The 15888-nt window shown below is 35.2% G+C and carries 14 protein-coding genes; 9 read left to right on the top strand and 5 right to left on the bottom strand.

Annotation, left to right across the window (positions count from 1 at the left end; translation table 11 throughout):
* Window positions 1–107 precede the first annotated feature (107 nt).
* The 3 genes from ppiD (at window position 108) to tsf (ending at window position 3909) form a co-directional block, all read left to right on the top strand.
* Window positions 108–1961, top strand: coding sequence for a peptidylprolyl isomerase (gene ppiD / locus ACFQ02_RS06510; protein WP_380820793.1), 1854 nt, complete (start codon window positions 108–110; stop codon window positions 1959–1961).
* A 252-nt stretch (window positions 1962–2213) separates the two neighbouring features.
* The gene (gene rpsB / locus ACFQ02_RS06505) at window positions 2214–2936 is read left to right on the top strand and encodes a 30S ribosomal protein S2 (RefSeq protein ID WP_380820791.1); all 723 of its coding nucleotides are present in this window, start codon (window positions 2214–2216) and stop codon (window positions 2934–2936) included.
* A 127-nt stretch (window positions 2937–3063) separates the two neighbouring features.
* A complete protein-coding gene (gene tsf, locus ACFQ02_RS06500) occupies window positions 3064–3909 on the top strand; it encodes a translation elongation factor Ts (protein WP_380820789.1) in 846 nt (281 codons plus the stop codon).
* 111 nt (window positions 3910–4020) lie between these two features.
* Here tsf and priC read toward each other — a convergent pair whose 3' ends face one another.
* From priC to gloA, 4 genes are all read right to left on the bottom strand, one after another.
* Window positions 4021–4587, bottom strand: a complete 567-nt coding sequence (gene priC, locus ACFQ02_RS06495) for a primosomal replication protein PriC (RefSeq protein ID WP_380820787.1) — start codon at window positions 4585–4587, stop codon at window positions 4021–4023.
* Between the two features lie 40 nt (window positions 4588–4627).
* Window positions 4628–5986, bottom strand: coding sequence for a Na+/H+ antiporter family protein (locus ACFQ02_RS06490; RefSeq protein WP_380820785.1), 1359 nt, complete (start codon window positions 5984–5986; stop codon window positions 4628–4630).
* A gap of 124 nt (window positions 5987–6110) precedes the next feature.
* Window positions 6111–6770, bottom strand: a complete 660-nt coding sequence (rnt, locus tag ACFQ02_RS06485) for a ribonuclease T (RefSeq protein ID WP_380820783.1) — start codon at window positions 6768–6770, stop codon at window positions 6111–6113.
* Window positions 6771–6828: 58 nt separating this feature from the next.
* On the bottom strand, window positions 6829–7239 hold the full coding sequence (gene gloA, locus ACFQ02_RS06480; protein WP_380820782.1) for a lactoylglutathione lyase: 411 nt from the start codon (window positions 7237–7239) through the stop codon (window positions 6829–6831).
* A gap of 184 nt (window positions 7240–7423) precedes the next feature.
* Here gloA and dapE point away from each other — a divergent pair, with 184 nt between their 5' ends.
* From dapE to clpX, 6 genes are all read left to right on the top strand, one after another.
* A complete protein-coding gene (gene dapE / locus ACFQ02_RS06475; protein WP_380821027.1) occupies window positions 7424–8581 on the top strand; it encodes a succinyl-diaminopimelate desuccinylase in 1158 nt (385 codons plus the stop codon).
* A 17-nt stretch (window positions 8582–8598) separates the two neighbouring features.
* Complete coding sequence (locus ACFQ02_RS06470) at window positions 8599–9282, top strand: M15 family metallopeptidase (RefSeq protein WP_380821024.1); 684 nt, start codon at window positions 8599–8601, stop codon at window positions 9280–9282.
* 214 nt (window positions 9283–9496) lie between these two features.
* Window positions 9497–10327, top strand: a complete 831-nt coding sequence (gene cpdA, locus ACFQ02_RS06465; protein WP_380820781.1) for a 3',5'-cyclic-AMP phosphodiesterase — start codon at window positions 9497–9499, stop codon at window positions 10325–10327.
* Window positions 10328–10540: 213 nt separating this feature from the next.
* Complete coding sequence (tig, locus tag ACFQ02_RS06460; protein ID WP_380820780.1) at window positions 10541–11839, top strand: trigger factor; 1299 nt, start codon at window positions 10541–10543, stop codon at window positions 11837–11839.
* Between the two features lie 82 nt (window positions 11840–11921).
* Complete coding sequence (clpP, locus tag ACFQ02_RS06455) at window positions 11922–12512, top strand: ATP-dependent Clp endopeptidase proteolytic subunit ClpP (RefSeq protein WP_380820777.1); 591 nt, start codon at window positions 11922–11924, stop codon at window positions 12510–12512.
* Window position 12513: 1 nt separating this feature from the next.
* Complete coding sequence (clpX, locus tag ACFQ02_RS06450) at window positions 12514–13803, top strand: ATP-dependent protease ATP-binding subunit ClpX (protein WP_380820775.1); 1290 nt, start codon at window positions 12514–12516, stop codon at window positions 13801–13803.
* Between the two features lie 130 nt (window positions 13804–13933).
* Here clpX and ACFQ02_RS06445 read toward each other — a convergent pair whose 3' ends face one another.
* Window positions 13934–15778 (bottom strand): DEAD/DEAH box helicase, encoded by a 1845-nt coding sequence (locus ACFQ02_RS06445; RefSeq protein ID WP_380820774.1) that lies wholly within the window; start codon window positions 15776–15778, stop codon window positions 13934–13936.
* Window positions 15779–15888: the final 110 nt, after the last annotated feature.

Here is a 15888-nt window from a genome sequence, read left to right as displayed (position 1 = left end):
GGAAGAGTTGTAGCCTCAATCCAGCTTATTTTCATAATGAAAATCACTCAACTTTAGATTATAATCAATTAAGTTAATTTAAATCTGATATTCATAGGATAATTTCAATGTTAATGGATAAATTAAACGGTGCGACAAATGGCATTGTGTGGAAGATTATTTTTGGTTTAATCGCAGTATCTTTTGTATTAAGTGGTGTTGCGGGATATGTATTTACACAGACCGATACATCAATTGCAAAAGTTAACGGTGAAGATATCTCACAACAAGTTTTTTTACAGCAGTACAACAATGAATTTCAACAAGCTAGCGAACAACTAGGGGCTCAATTCGCTGCTGTTGCAGATTCTCCGAGTTTTACTGCTGAATTGAAACAAAAAGTGTTAAACCGTTTGATTGATCAAGAATTATTACGTCAATATGCTGCTGAATTGAAACTAGATGTTAGCGATAGCCAAATTATGCAACAAATTGTGACGACTCCTTATTTCCAAAAAGACGGCAAATTTGATAACGCACTTTACCAGCAAATGTTATCTGCAAATGGAATAAATGGCGATATTTATGCTCAATATTTGCGAGAAGCTTTAAAGCTTGAGCAATTACAAACAGGAATTAGTGATTCTGATTTTATTGTTCCTGCTCAGTCAGATAAATTAGCAAATTTATTTTTTCAAAAACGCAAAGTGCGCCTAGCAAAATTTCCGATTGAATCTGAATTGATCAAACAAGAAGTGACAGAGCAAGAAGTAAAAGAATATTATGAAGCAAATAAATCGGCATTTGCTGTGCCTGAAACAGTGAAAGTGCAATATATCGACTTGACAGCGGCACTAGCACAAAAAAATATTAATGTAAGTGATGTAGAAATTGCTCAGTATTATCAAGACAATAAGTCTCAATATATGACACAACATATTGCACATATTCAGTTACCTACAGAAGATGAAGCAAATACCGTTTATGCGGCTTTACAGAAAGGTGAAGATTTTAGTTCATTAGCTAAAATGTATTCAACAGATAAGATTTCTGGAGAACAAGGCGGAGATTTAGATTGGGTTGTCGCTGGTATGATGCCACCTGATTTTGAAGCTGTAGCAAACTCACTTGAGATTGGTCAATATAGTAAACCTGTTAAAGTAGATAATAATTATCATCTAATCAAATTAATTGATAAAAAAGTGCGGTCATTAGAGGATGTTAAAGATGAAGTTGGTGCAAAAATTCGTAATGAATTAGCTGTACGTGAGTTTTATGCGTTAGAAAAAAAAGCAAATGAAAAGGCTTTTGAGCACCCTGAATCTCTTGAAATGGCAGCTAAGTCCATTGGTCTCAGTGTGCAAGAAACAGATTATTTCTCTCGTATGGAAATTCCTGCTGCGCTGAATTATGCTAATTTAACCTCTGTTATTTTTGATTCAGATATTTCACAAGGTGGTATGAATTCTGAAGCGGTGAGTGTTGGTGACCAGCATTCTATTATAGTTCGTGTTATGGAACATAAAGCTGAGGGAATCAAATCTTTAGAAGAAGTCAAAGCAGATATTATTAGTTATTTGCAACACCAAAAAGCAGAAAAAATTGTATTGGAGCGAGCAGAACAGATCGCAAAATCGCTATCTCAAGATAGCAACACAGTTTTACCAGAAAATGTTAAATTTGGTGAACTAGAAACATGGGTTTATGCTGAAAATAGAGAACCTGTGCTAAATAATGTGATTTTTTCTATGAATAAGCCTGTAACTAAATCAGTTTATAAGGCAAGTAAAACGGCAGATAATGACATCGTGTTAATTGAATTAAATAAAGTTGAAAAGAGTGATTTGACATCAGAACAAGCGAAGCAATTTAATTCACAATTAGTTTTACTTCGTCAAGTTGAATTACAAAATAAATTAATTAATGCTTTACGTAGTAACGCAAAAATAGAAGTGAATGAAAGTTTCTTAAATCAAGAATAAGCTTACGTTATATTTTTGGATTAATAGTGAAAAAGTGCGGTAAAAATTTCGCACTTTTTTGTTTTTAAAAAAATACACTAGCATTTTTAAACCTTTGTAGTATAATGCCCGACCGTTACTCTAGTATAAGAGTAACTAGGAATTTTTAATTTAACACGAAATCACACACATATTACAAAAGTAAATCGGGGTGCCAAAACGGTCGGTTTACTTGGTATGTGGAGGCTAAACCCCAAATAAAAGGAAAAAATTATGGCACAAGTTTCAATGCGTGATATGCTTCAAGCAGGCGTTCACTTCGGTCACCAAACTCGTTACTGGAATCCAAAAATGAAACCATTTATTTTTGGTCCACGTAATGGCGTTCATATCATTAACTTAGAGAAAACAGTTCCAATGTTTAATGAGGCGTTGGCAGAGTTGACTCGTATTGCTAGCAATAATGGTAAGATCTTATTTGTTGGCACAAAACGTGTAGCATCTGAGGCAATTAAAGCAGCAGCATTAGACTGTCAACAATATTATGTGAATCACCGTTGGTTAGGTGGTATGTTGACTAACTGGAAGACAGTTCGTCAGTCAATCAAACGCTTGAAAGATCTAGAAACTCAATCTCAAGATGGTACTTTTGACAAGTTAACTAAAAAAGAAGCGTTAATGCGTACTCGTGAGATGGAAAAACTTGAGTTGAGTCTTGGTGGTATTAAAGAAATGGCAGGTCTTCCTGATGCAATTTTTGTTATCGCAGCAGATCATGAACATATTGCAATTAAAGAAGCAAATAATCTTGGTATCCCAGTTTTTGCTGTAGTTGATACAAACTCTGCACCAGATGGTATAGATTTCGTTATACCAGGCAATGATGATGCAGTACGAGCAATTCAACTTTACACTACAGCTGTAGCAGCTGCAGTAAAAGAAGGTCGTGGTCAAAATAATGTTGTAGCTGAAGAGTTTTCAGAAGTTGCAGAATAAAGTTCAACTACATGTGGCGTAAGCCCTATTGATCGAATGATTGAGGTTTGCAGGGGGCTTAGCTTTCCTGCATTTTTATTAAAAAGTGCGGTAAAAAAGCACAATCTAGCGTTTAGAGGATTTTAAAATGACTCAAATTACAGCGTCATTAGTAAAAGAACTTCGTGATCGTACTGGTGCAGGTATGATGGAATGTAAAAAAGCATTGGTTGAAGCAAATGGTGATATTGAGTTAGCTATCGACAATATGCGTAAATCTGGTCAAGCTAAAGCAGCGAAAAAAGCTGGACGTGTAGCAGCTGAAGGTGTTATCTTGGCTCGTGTTTCAGGTAAATATGGCGTCCTAGTTGAGATGAACTGTGAAACTGACTTTGTAGCAAAAGATGCAGGATTTTTAAGCTTAGCTAATGAAGTTGCTGACTATGCATTAGCAAATAAAGGTGTTTCAATTGAAGCATTGCAAGCTCAGTTTGAAGAAAAACGTACAGCTCTTGTTGCGAAAATTGGTGAAAATATGAATATTCGCCGTGTTGCTGCTATTGAAGGTGATGTGGTTGGTTCATATTTACATGGAGCTAAAATTGGTGTGCTAGTAGCTGCACAAAATGCTGATGATGAGTTAGCAAAACACATAGCAATGCACGTAGCAGCAAGTCGTCCTGAATTTGTGAAACCTGAAGATGTACCTGCAGAGGTTGTTGCAAAAGAACGTGAAATTCAAGTAGCAATTGCTATTGAGTCTGGTAAACCACGTGAAATAGCAGAAAAAATGGTTGAAGGTCGAATGAAGAAATTTACAGGTGAAGTATCTTTAACTGGTCAACCATTTGTAATGGATCCTTCTAAATTAGTTGGTGATCTATTAAAAGAAAAAGGAGCTGATGTAACTAGCTTCTTACGCTTTGAAGTAGGCGAAGGTATTGAAAAAGTAGAAACTGACTTTGCTGCCGAAGTTGCTGCAATGACAAAATAATAAGTCTAGCTATAACATTTAGCAAAAAGGGTATTGATAAAAATACCCTTTTTTATTATTTAATTTTTATTTCTTATTGTAGTTTTATTTAAGTTTGACAGATACTAGTAATTAGTATTCACTTATGAGCGTTAAATATTGTTCTAACAGCTCAATAGCTTCTAAGCAGCGTGCTCTTCGTTGTTTGGTAATAATAATTTGTTCTTTATAATACTTTTTCTCAATTTCATTTTGACTTGAATTCAGAGAAATTTCTTGCTGGATAATTTTGTCATTTAGTGCTTGTAAAAAATCATAATATTTTGCTAATCGTTCTCTTGGCGGTAGTTTTTGTACGTTTTGTTTTAATTGTTCTTTATTTTTTCGATGTATTTGTGGTTCGTTTAAATATTGATAGTGTTGTTTAGATACATGAGTAATCGCTTCAGAAAGAGCGGTACATTGTGCCAATAATTTTTGCGTATAAAAAGTATATTTATATTGGTCATCTTGTAAATTTTCAATGACAGATAAAGTTTGCTCAATTTCTTTTACGTAAAATTGAAAAGGTTGATAATCTTCACTAAATAAAGTGCGGTCGAATTTAGCTGAAATTAGAGTTTCTTTCTCAAGTTGATATTGGTTATAAAAGTTAGTAACTTTCTGCTTAAGAAGGGCTATTAGATTATTTTTATCCATAGTTTCAACTTGGGCATTATTAGTTATAATGCCCTTAAAATTAAAGACACATTGCGGCAATCCAGCCAAATAGCATCAGTGGAATATTGTAGTGAATAAATGTTGGCACAACAGAATCCCAAATATGATCATGTTTACCGTCCATATTTAATCCTGATGTTGGTCCTAAAGTAGAATCTGAAGCAGGTGAACCTGCATCACCAAGTGCTGCTGCAACGCCCACAATAGAAATAGTCGCCAAAGGAGAGAATCCTAAAGATAAGCAAAGTGGAATATAAATAGATGTAATAATTGGCACAGTAGAGAAAGAAGAACCAATTCCCATAGTAATGAATAATCCAACTAGCAACATTAAGAAAGCAGCTAACCCTTTATTATTTGCTCCTAATCCTTGACTGAACGTATCAACTAATACAGTGACACCACCAGTTGCATTGATAACAGCCGCAAATCCAGAAGCTGCGATCATTACAAAACCAATCATTGCCATTAAACGTAATCCTTGCTGGAAGATATCGTTACTTTCTTTTAATTTGAAAATACCACATACAGCAAAGATGACAAGTCCTGCTAATCCACCAATAATTGTAGAACTAGTAACCAGTTGCAAGCCAAAAGTGATAATAATAGAAACAATACTAACGATTACGTGGAAAGGTTTAATATTAGCTATATGTTTTTCTATTTCTTCGGTGGTCAAAGCTTGAGTTGCGGCAATATATTCTCTAGGCTTGCGGTAGGTAAAAAATACAGCTGTTAATAAGCCTAATACCATACCAGCAACGGGGATACTCATTGCTAATGAAACTTCACCAACAGAAGTTTGTAATCCAAGTGTTTGTCCAACTTGATTAATGTTTTTAACTAACACACTTTCAATAAAAATTTTACCAAATCCAACAGGTAGCAACATATAAGTTGCAGTTAGACCGAAAGTAATCACACAAGCTACTGCCCTACGATCAATTTTTAACTTATTGAAAACAGAAAGCAGTGGAGGAATAACTATTGGAATAAAAGCGATATGAACTGGAAGTAGGTTTTGTGAAGAAATAGAAAATAGTACTAATACACCAAACATAAAATATTTAAAACCAGACATTGATCTGCCTGTAGGTTCATGTCCTAGTCGTTTTATTATTTTGAATGCTAATAAATCAGTAATTCCTGATTTTGAGATTGCGATAGCGAACGCACCTAAAATCGCATAGTTCATTGCAACTTCAGCCCCATTACCTAGTCCACCAGTGAATGTTTTAATTGTTTCACTGATATTTAGATCGCTACAAAAACCTGCAGTTAATGCGGAAATGACAAGAGCAATTACCACATTAATGCGTAGTAGACTGAGTGCAAGCAACACAATAATAGAAATAACAACAGGGTTACTTAGTAACATGTATATTGTTCCTTATGGTGAAAATGATAGTAATAAAATATCTTCTAATTTACTAAAAATAAAAAATTTGTCTATAAAATTTCAAAAAAAATTTAAAAAACGCTGTTTGTTAGTGAAAATGCTTTTATTTAATATCTTTTATAGGAGGAAAACCACCTAAGTGCTTTAATTGATTAACCATATAGCAGAACAATTCAGTTGTGCGTTCAGTATCATATAAGGCAGAATGGGCTTGTTTGGGATCAAAGGGGATTCCTGCCACTTGACAAGCTTTGGCTAAGACGGTCTGCCCAAGCATAAATCCACTTAGTGTAGCAGTATCAAACATTGCAAAAGGATGAAAAGGATTACGTTTTATTGCCGTTCGTTCCGCAGCAGCCATAAGAAAATTTTGATCAAATGCGACGTTATGAGCAACAATGACAGATCTTTGGCAGTCAGCAGCTTTTTGCTCGTGTCGTACCATTTTAAATAGTTCACTGATTGCGATAGTTTCAGTTACAGCTCCCCGTAGTGGATTATTGGGATCAATACCATTAAATTTTAATGAGTCTAAATTAATATTTGCACCTTCAAAAGGCTGTATATGAAAATGACATTTTTTATCAGCAACTAAAAAGCCTTTATCATCCATTTTTAAAGTGATAGCAGCCAATTCTAGTAATGCATCAGTTTTTGCATTAAAGCCAGCAGTTTCCACATCAATAATTACAGGGAAAAAGCCACGAAAACGATTTTTAAGTAAATTATAGTCTACAGTAATATGTTGCTGAGTTTCTGTCACAAACTATCCTTATCTAAATTAAAAAATGAGAAAAAACGACCGCACTTATGTTAAAAATTTATTGATTTCCTAAACCAGCTTGTGCCATTTTATTTTCGATGAATTCAATTTTGTAGCCATCGGGATCTTCGACAAAAGCAATAACTGTTTTACCCCCTTTTACTGGACCAGGTTCGCGAGTGATTTTCCCTCCAGCTTGGCGTACAGCATCGCAAGTAGCATAAACATCATCTACTCCAATAGCGATATGCCCATATGCTGAGCCTAACTCGTATTTATCTATCCCCCAATTATAAGTTAGTTCAAGCACAGAAGATTTATCTTCATCATCATAGCCTAAAAATGCTAAGGAATATTGATATTCTGTATTTTCACTGGTGCGTAGTAGACGCATACCTAGTACATTTTGGTAAAATTGGATTGAACGTTCTAAATTTCCCACTCTTAGCATAGTATGTAAAATTCGCATGATTTTCCTCATGTAATTATAATTAAAAAAACAGCATGATTATGCCATAATCGAATGGAAAAATCATTAAGCTAAAGAGCATAGTAAGAAGTGCGGTGACTATTTGAGTATTTTTACTTTTTATTTGGTTTAAAATAAGCATAATATAATTAGACTTTGATATTTTATAATGGAAAGCAAGATGATGAAAGAAAACATTATTAATTTAGCATGCGATTTGATTCAACGCCCTTCAATTAGTCCCCATGATCAAGGCTGTCAACAACTGATTGCACAACGCTTAGAGAAATTAGGATTCTCTATTGAATGGTTGCCTTTTAATGACACTCTAAATTTGTGGGCTAAGCATGGTGATGCTGCACCAGTGGTGGCATTTGCAGGACATACAGATGTTGTACCTGTGGGGGATGAAAATCAATGGCAGTATCCTCCTTTTTCAGCCCAAATTGTTGATGATATGTTATATGGTCGAGGGGCTGCTGATATGAAAGGTTCTCTAGCGGCAATGGTTGTGGCGGCTGAAGAATATGTTAAAACTTATCCAAACCATCAGGGAACAATAGCGTTGTTGATTACCTCTGATGAAGAAGCATCTGCCAAAGATGGTACAGTGAAAGTAGTAGAAACTTTGATGGCACGTGGTGAGAATATTGATTATTGTTTGGTTGGAGAACCTTCAAGTGCGGTTAGTTTGGGAGATACTGTCAAAAATGGGAGAAGGGGTTCAATTACTGCTAATTTATATATTCAAGGGATTCAAGGACATGTTGCTTATCCACATTTAGCTGAAAATCCAGTGCATAAAGCGTTATCTTTTTTAACTGAGTTAACGTCTTATCAGTGGGATCAGGGTAATGAGTTTTTTCCCCCTACAAGCCTACAAATTGCAAATATTCAGGCTGGAACAGGTAGTAATAATGTGATTCCAGCTCAACTTTATGTTCAGTTTAATTTGCGTTATTGTACAGAAGTAACAGATGAAATCATCAAACAAAAGATAGCAGAAATGCTAAAAAAACATGACTTAAAGTACCATATTGAATGGAATTTATCAGGTAAACCTTTTTTAACTAGACCTGGTAAGTTAGTGAACGCTGTAACAGATAGTTTGCACCAGATTTTAGCGATTACTCCGAAGCTTGATACAGGTGGTGGAACATCAGATGGGCGTTTTATTGCATTGATGGGAACAGAAGTTGTAGAACTTGGTCCACTAAATAGCACTATTCATAAAGTAAATGAATGTGTTAGCTGTACAGATTTGGGGAGATTAGGGAAAATCTATATGCAAATGTTGTCTAACTTATTTCATTCGTCAAAAGATCATATAAGTGAAGTATAGGCGATAAGATGTTTGAAGTGACTTTTACTGATGAAATGTTGACAGGAAAAAGCTACCAGCATGTAGTTTCTTTGTATAGTGCTTCATCTAAAAACCATTTTTTGCATATGGATGTAGTGAAGCCCTTTCAAGAGTTACAAAAGAGTGCAGGAAGGGCTGGATTTAATTTGCAACCTGTAAGTTGTTTTCGTGACTTTCAACGACAACAAACGATTTGGAATTCAAAATTTCAAGGTTTGCGGAAAGTTCATGATGATTTTGGTAATCCATTAGACTTGACAACATTTTCTGAGTGGGAAAAATGTCAAGCTATTTTACGTTGGTCAGCTTTACCAGGAGGAAGTCGTCACCACTGGGGGACTGAAATTGATATTTTTGATCCTAATTTGTTACCAAAGAATCAAAAACTCCTATTGGAACCATGGGAATATGAAAAGAGCGGTTATTTTTTTGAATTAATGTGCTGGTTACAAGATAATTTAGCAGATTTTGATTTTTATTTCCCTTTTTTAACTTCATCCTCCCAGTTTTCAATTGGTAGAGAACCATGGCATATCAGCTATTTACCTATTGCCTCTCAAGCTAATAATCGATTTAATCAAGAGATATTACTTCAATCTTGGAAAAATGAAACTATTGAAGCGAAAAATACACTAATAGAGCATTTATCAGATATTTTTAAATGTTTTTTAGTTAAGTAAAAGTTATGCTTTAAAATCTAATTATATTAAATTTCACTAAATTATAGGAACTTTAAAAGTGTGATGTAGATTGAATTTTTAAAAGAAAATTGCTTAAAAATATGACGAAGGTAACATTTTTTATATTTTGATGATGACTTTTTTTTTAAAATCCGTAACTTATAACCCAGCTAACAATTAAAATAATAGAATTATTAACAGGAGGCGGATTATTTTGGTTACAACTTATACGTACCAAACTTCTGAAAAAGTGATCCGATTAGTTCAAGTAACTGACCCTCACTTATTCAAAGATGAAAAAGGGGAATTGCTCGGTATTAATACACTAGCAAGTTTTAATCAAGTATTGACAGAAATTCGTCAAAGCAAATTTGATTATGATTTTGTTTTAGCAACAGGAGATTTAGTACAAGATAGTAGCGATGAAGGGTATTTACGCTTTTGCACCAGTGTGAAATCGCTGAAGAAGATGGTCTTTTGGATACCAGGAAATCATGATTTCCAGCCAAAAATGTTTGATATTTTAAATCAAGAACATGGTAACATTAGTCCATTAAAGCATATTTTGCTAGGAAAGTATTGGCAGATTTTGATGCTAGACAGCCAAGTTTTTGGGGTGCCTTATGGACAATTAGGACAATACCAAATTGATTGGTTGCAGTCAAAATTGAGAGACTATCCTGAACGGTATTCTCTCATTGTTTTGCATCATCATATCTTATCGACAAATTCTGCGTGGCTAGATCAGCATAATTTGCGTAATTCTTTTGATTTGGCTTACGTTTTGGGAAAATCATCAAAGGTGAAAGGCATCGTATATGGGCATATTCACCAAGCTGTCGATAGCCAATGGCAAGGGTATAAAATTATGGCGACACCATCGACTTGCGTTCAATTTAGACCTGATAGTAATAATTTTGCATTAGATATTGTGCAGCCAGGTTGGCGTGAAATTGAATTACATGATGATGGTAGAATTGAAACACGAGTAAAACGCATTCAACATGCCTCTTTTTTACCAAATATGTTAAGTGAAGGCTATTAGAGAAGATTAAGTGCGGTAAGAATTTTCTTAATAGTGAACTAAATTTTTAACAATAAAGATTTTTGCGATTAAAAAATGGACAAATGCGGTTTTTTGTACGCCATTTTCTCGACTGTTCGCTTTTGTAAGGCTATAATTTACCGTCTTTTTAAAATTTATTTATTAATGTATTCAGTACACTTACTGAGTGCAAATTTATTTTGAGGTAACATAATGTCATTTAATATTGAAACAACTCAGGGGCTTGAACGCCGTGTGAATATTAGTGTTCCATCAGAAACTGTTGAGCAGGCTGTGCGTGAAGAATTAAAGCGTGTATCAAAAAATGCACGAGTTGATGGTTTCCGTAAGGGTAAAGTTCCTTCACAAATTATTGAAAAACGTTTCGGAGCTTCTGTTCGTCACGATGTTTTAGGCGATTTGTTACAAAAACATTTTTTCAACGTTGCTTTTGAAAATAAAGTTAATCTTGCTGGTCGTCCAACTTTTGCTGTTGAGCAATTTGAAGCTGGTAAAGATCTAATTTTCACTGCTACTTTTGAAGTGTATCCTGAAGTTCAATTGCAGGGGTTAGACCAAATTAAAGTAGAAAAATCTGTTGTAGAAATTACTTCTGCTGATATAGATAAAATGGTGAATGTTTTACGTAAACAACAAGCCACGTGGACTGAAACTCAAGAAGCGGCAAAAGCAAATGATCGTGTAGTGATTGATTTTACAGGTTCTGTTGATGGAGAAGAGTTTGAGGGTGGTAAAGCCACTGATTTCGTTCTTGCAATGGGACAAGGTCGTATGATCCCAGGGTTTGAAGACGGTATTGTAGGACATAAATCTGGAGATACTTTTGATATTGAAGTTACTTTCCCTGAAGAATATCATGCTGAAAATTTAAAAGGTAAACCTGCTAAATTTGCAATTACTTTGAAAAAAGTTGAAGTAATGGTGTTGCCAGAATTAACAGATGATTTTGTAGCTAAATTCGGTCCAAATACAAAGACTGTTGCTGACTTGCGTGCTGAAATTGAAAAAAATATGCAACGTGAATTAAAAAATGCTTTAGTTTCTCGTGTAAAAGGGCAAGTTATTGATGGATTATTAGCACAAAATCCGATTGATGTGCCTGTTGCAGCAGTAGAGCAAGAGATTGAGGTGTTGCGTAATCAAGCAGCACAACGTTTTGGTGGTAAAATGGATCAAGCAGCTCAATTACCTAAAGAGTTGTTTGAGGAACAAGCAAAGCGTCGTGTTCAAGTAGGGTTATTACTAGCTGAGGTTATTGCATCAAACGAATTAAAAGTTGATGATGAACGTGTAAAAGTGATGATTCAAGAGATTGCTTCAGCTTATGAACAACCAGCAGAAGTTGTCGAATATTATAGTAAGAATAAAGAGTTAATGACTAACGTTCGCAATGTTGTATTAGAAGAGCAAGCAGTTGAGGCTGTTCTGTCTAAAGCTCAAGTAACAGAAAAATCTGCTTCATTTGATGAAGTGATGAATCCACAAGCTTAATTATTGGACTGTAGTCGAGAAAAAGTGCGGTCAAAATGACGGCACTTTTTCTTATTATCAGAATTTTAGAATGGAGAGAATTATGCCTTTGATTCCTATGGTTATTGAACAAACCTCCCGTGGGGAGCGTTCTTATGATATTTATTCTCGTTTATTAAAAGAACGTGTGATTTTTTTGAGCGGTCAGGTTGAAGATCACATGGCGAATTTAATTGTGGCTCAGCTTCTCTTTTTAGAATCTGAAAATCCTGAAAAAGATATTAGTATCTATATTAATTCTCCTGGGGGATCAGTAACGGCTGGTATGGCTATTTACGATACTATGCAGTTTATCAAGCCAGATGTTCGTACTTTATGTATAGGGCAAGCTTGTTCTATGGGAGCGTTTTTATTGGCAGCGGGAGCTAAAGGAAAACGTGCAGCACTTCCCAATGCTCGTGTTATGATCCATCAGCCTCTAGGTGGATTTCGTGGTCAAGCCTCTGATATTCAAATTCACGCTGAGGAAATTTTAAAAATTAAACGTACTTTGAATGAGCGTTTAGCATTTCATTGTGGACAATCGATTAAGAAAATTGAGAAAGATACAGATCGAGATAATTTTATGTCAGCTGAACAAGCAAAATCTTACGGATTAATTGATGAAGTATTAGTGAAACGGGAGATAGCATAAGATGACAAATCAAACCGAATTACATTGTTCTTTTTGTGGCAAAGAAAGCTCGGAAGTAAATCAAATTATAGCAGGAGATTCTGGTTGTATTTGTAATGAATGCATTGAACTTTGTCATAACTTGATAAAAACCGATGATACTTCATCGGAGCAAAGTGGGATAAAAAATAGTTTGGATTCTTCAGCTGAACAAGAAGTAACAGAAAAAAATGAGCCTAAACTACCAACTCCACATCAAATTAGAACTCATTTAGATGACTACGTTATTGGTCAAGACTATGCTAAGAAAATATTAGCTGTTGCGGTTTATAATCATTATAAACGTCATCGTTCTGGACATAAAATAAGTGACGTAGAGTTAGGGAAAAGCAATATTTTACTGATTGGTCCAACAGGAAGTGGAAAGACTCTTCTCGCAGAAACGTTAGCTCGTATGCTGAATGTGCCTTTTGCAATGGCAGATGCGACTACATTGACTGAAGCTGGATATGTTGGAGAGGATGTGGAAAATGTGTTGCATAAGTTGTTACAAAATTGCGATTTTGATGCTGAAAAAGCACAGCAAGGTATCATCTATATTGATGAAATTGATAAGATCACAAGAAAATCTGAAAATCCATCAATTACAAGGGATGTTTCAGGCGAAGGTGTTCAGCAAGCATTGCTTAAATTGATTGAAGGTACAATTGCCTCTGTTCCTCCACAAGGTGGGCGTAAGCATCCTCAGCAAGAAATGTTGAAAATTGATACATCAAAAATTTTATTCATTTGTGGTGGTGCTTTTGCTGGTTTAGATAAAATTATTGAAAAGCGTATTCATGTCGGTAGTGGGATTGGGTTTGGTGCAGAAGTCAGAAGTAAGTCAGACAAGGCAACATTAACGGAATTATTTAGTCAAGTTGAGCCTGATGATTTAATGAAGTTTGGGTTGATTCCCGAATTTATCGGGCGTTTACCTGTAATCGCTCCGCTAACTGAATTGGATGAAGACGCATTAGTTAAGATTTTGACTGAACCGAAAAATGCGTTGATAAAACAATATAAAGCTTTGTTTAGTTTAGAAAATGTTGAATTAGAATTTACTTCAGGTGCTTTGGTTGCAATGGCTAAAAAAGCACTTGAACGTAAAACGGGAGCAAGAGGATTGCGTTCAATAGTAGAAAGCTTGTTATTAGATACGATGTATGATTTGCCTTCATTAGAAAATTTACAAAAAGTGATCGTTGAGGAAAAAACTGTACTTGATAATAGTTCACCTAAATTGAAGTTCCAAAAGAGCAGTTCAGAATAAAGATAATTTATTTAAGTGACATAATTCAATAAAAAATCTGCACTTTTAAACTAAAATAGCATAGAGTGCAGATTTTTTTATTTTTATCTTTTATCACAGTAATGTGTTGTACTGAGATCGTATAAGATATTTATTTATGGCGACGTCCACCACGATCTTTGCGAGGAGATTCATGGAAAGTGCGGTAGTTTTTTTCTTTAAATTTGCGATCTCCTTGTTGGGAGTCTCTACGCACTTGGCGAGAAAAAGTACGATCATTTTGAGATGATCTTCCTTTACGTCTACTATATCCATTGTCTTCGTAACTATCACCAACTTGTTCGATAAGAGACATTTGCATTGGTTTATTCATTACTCTAGTCTTTTTAAACAGTTGTAGTAATTCTTTGGGCATACCTTGTGGTAATTCTATAGTAGAATAGTCATCATACAGTTTAATATGACCGATATAACGATTGTTAATATCTCCTTCGTTAGCTATAGCTCCCACTAAATGACGAACTTCAACACCGTCCATTCTGCCAACTTCTACACGATATAAATCCATTGGTTGTACATTACCATAACCACTACGTGCTTGATTAGATCTATCACGACGACGCTCTCCACGTTCTGATCTGTCATTTCGTTCTTTTTTACCTCGCTTTTCAACTACAGGATCAGGCGGTAGGATCAATTTCTGTTTGCCTTGCAATAGCATTAACATTGCAGCGGCAATATCTTCATGATCTTGATCGGCAGTAAATAGATCTTCTAGTAAACTGCGATATTGTTCTAGATCGTGATGCTCTAATTGTTTAGTTATTTTTTCTACAAATTTTTGACGGCGGCAAGCTTGTAACGTTTCGTGATTTGGAATGCTCACTTCATCGATTACTTTTTTAGTTAGACGTTCAATATTACCTAATAGACGACGCTCTCTTGGTTCAACAAATAAAATTGCACGCCCTGCACGTCCCGCACGCCCTGTACGTCCAATACGATGTACATAGCTTTCTGCATCAAGTGGTATATCATAATTTACAACTAAGCTAATACGTTCAACATCTAAACCACGGGCAGCAACATCTGTTGCAACTAAAATATCAAGGCTACCATTGCGTAAACGATCAAGCGTTTGTTCACGCAATTGCTGAGTCATATCTCCATTTAAAGCAGCTGCTCGGAAACCATGCTTTTCTAGTAGCTCAGTGACATCGAGAGTTCCAGTTTTGGTTCGAGTGAAAATAATGGCAGCATCAAAGTCTTCTACTTCAAGAAAACGTAATAGTGCATCATTTTTACGGAATCCACGTACATACCAACAGCTTTGAGTAATGTCAGGGGTTGTACGTTGAGTAGATTGAATTTTTACCTCATGTGGATTTTCCATAAATCGTTTAGTTATACGGCGAATTGGCTCTGGCATAGTAGCTGAGAAAAGAGCAGTTTGGTGTTGTTCAGGTAATTCTGCCATTACAGTTTCTACATCATCAATAAAGCCCATTCGTAACATCTCATCAGCTTCATCAAGTACAATAAATTGTAATTCAGATAAATCTAGAGTATTACGGCGTATGTGATCTAAAATGCGACCAGGTGTTCCTACGACTACTTGAGCTCCTTGTTTTAATGCACGTAGCTGAATATCGTAGCGTTGACCTCCATACAGGGTTACGATTCGAATCCCTTTAGCATATTTTACGAATTGTTCGCAAGCATCAGCTACTTGGATAGCCAATTCTCGAGTAGGTGCCATCACAAGCATTTGTGGACATTTTTTATTGCTATCGATTTTAGCTAGCAGAGGTAAAGAAAATGCAGCCGTTTTTCCACTTCCTGTCTGTGCCATACCAAGAACATCACATCCAGCTAATAGATGTGGAATACAAGCTTGTTGAATAGGAGATGGTGTCTCAAATCCTAAATCAGACACAGCATTAAGGATAAACTCAGGTAATCCCAAGTCATTAAAAGAGATTGTATTTTCAGTCATAAACAGTTAAATATAAAAGGAAAGTATAATACTTTCGGTTGTATAAACAAAGTGTGGCGAAAGAATAAACAGATTTAAATGTGTTTAGTCCAATCAGATGCTTGTTTTTA

Origin of the sequence: Seminibacterium arietis, from assembly GCF_042675725.1 — a bacterium.
GTDB classification, from domain to species: domain Bacteria; phylum Pseudomonadota; class Gammaproteobacteria; order Enterobacterales; family Pasteurellaceae; genus Seminibacterium; species Seminibacterium arietis.
This window is presented reverse-complemented; position numbering and strand designations above follow the sequence as displayed.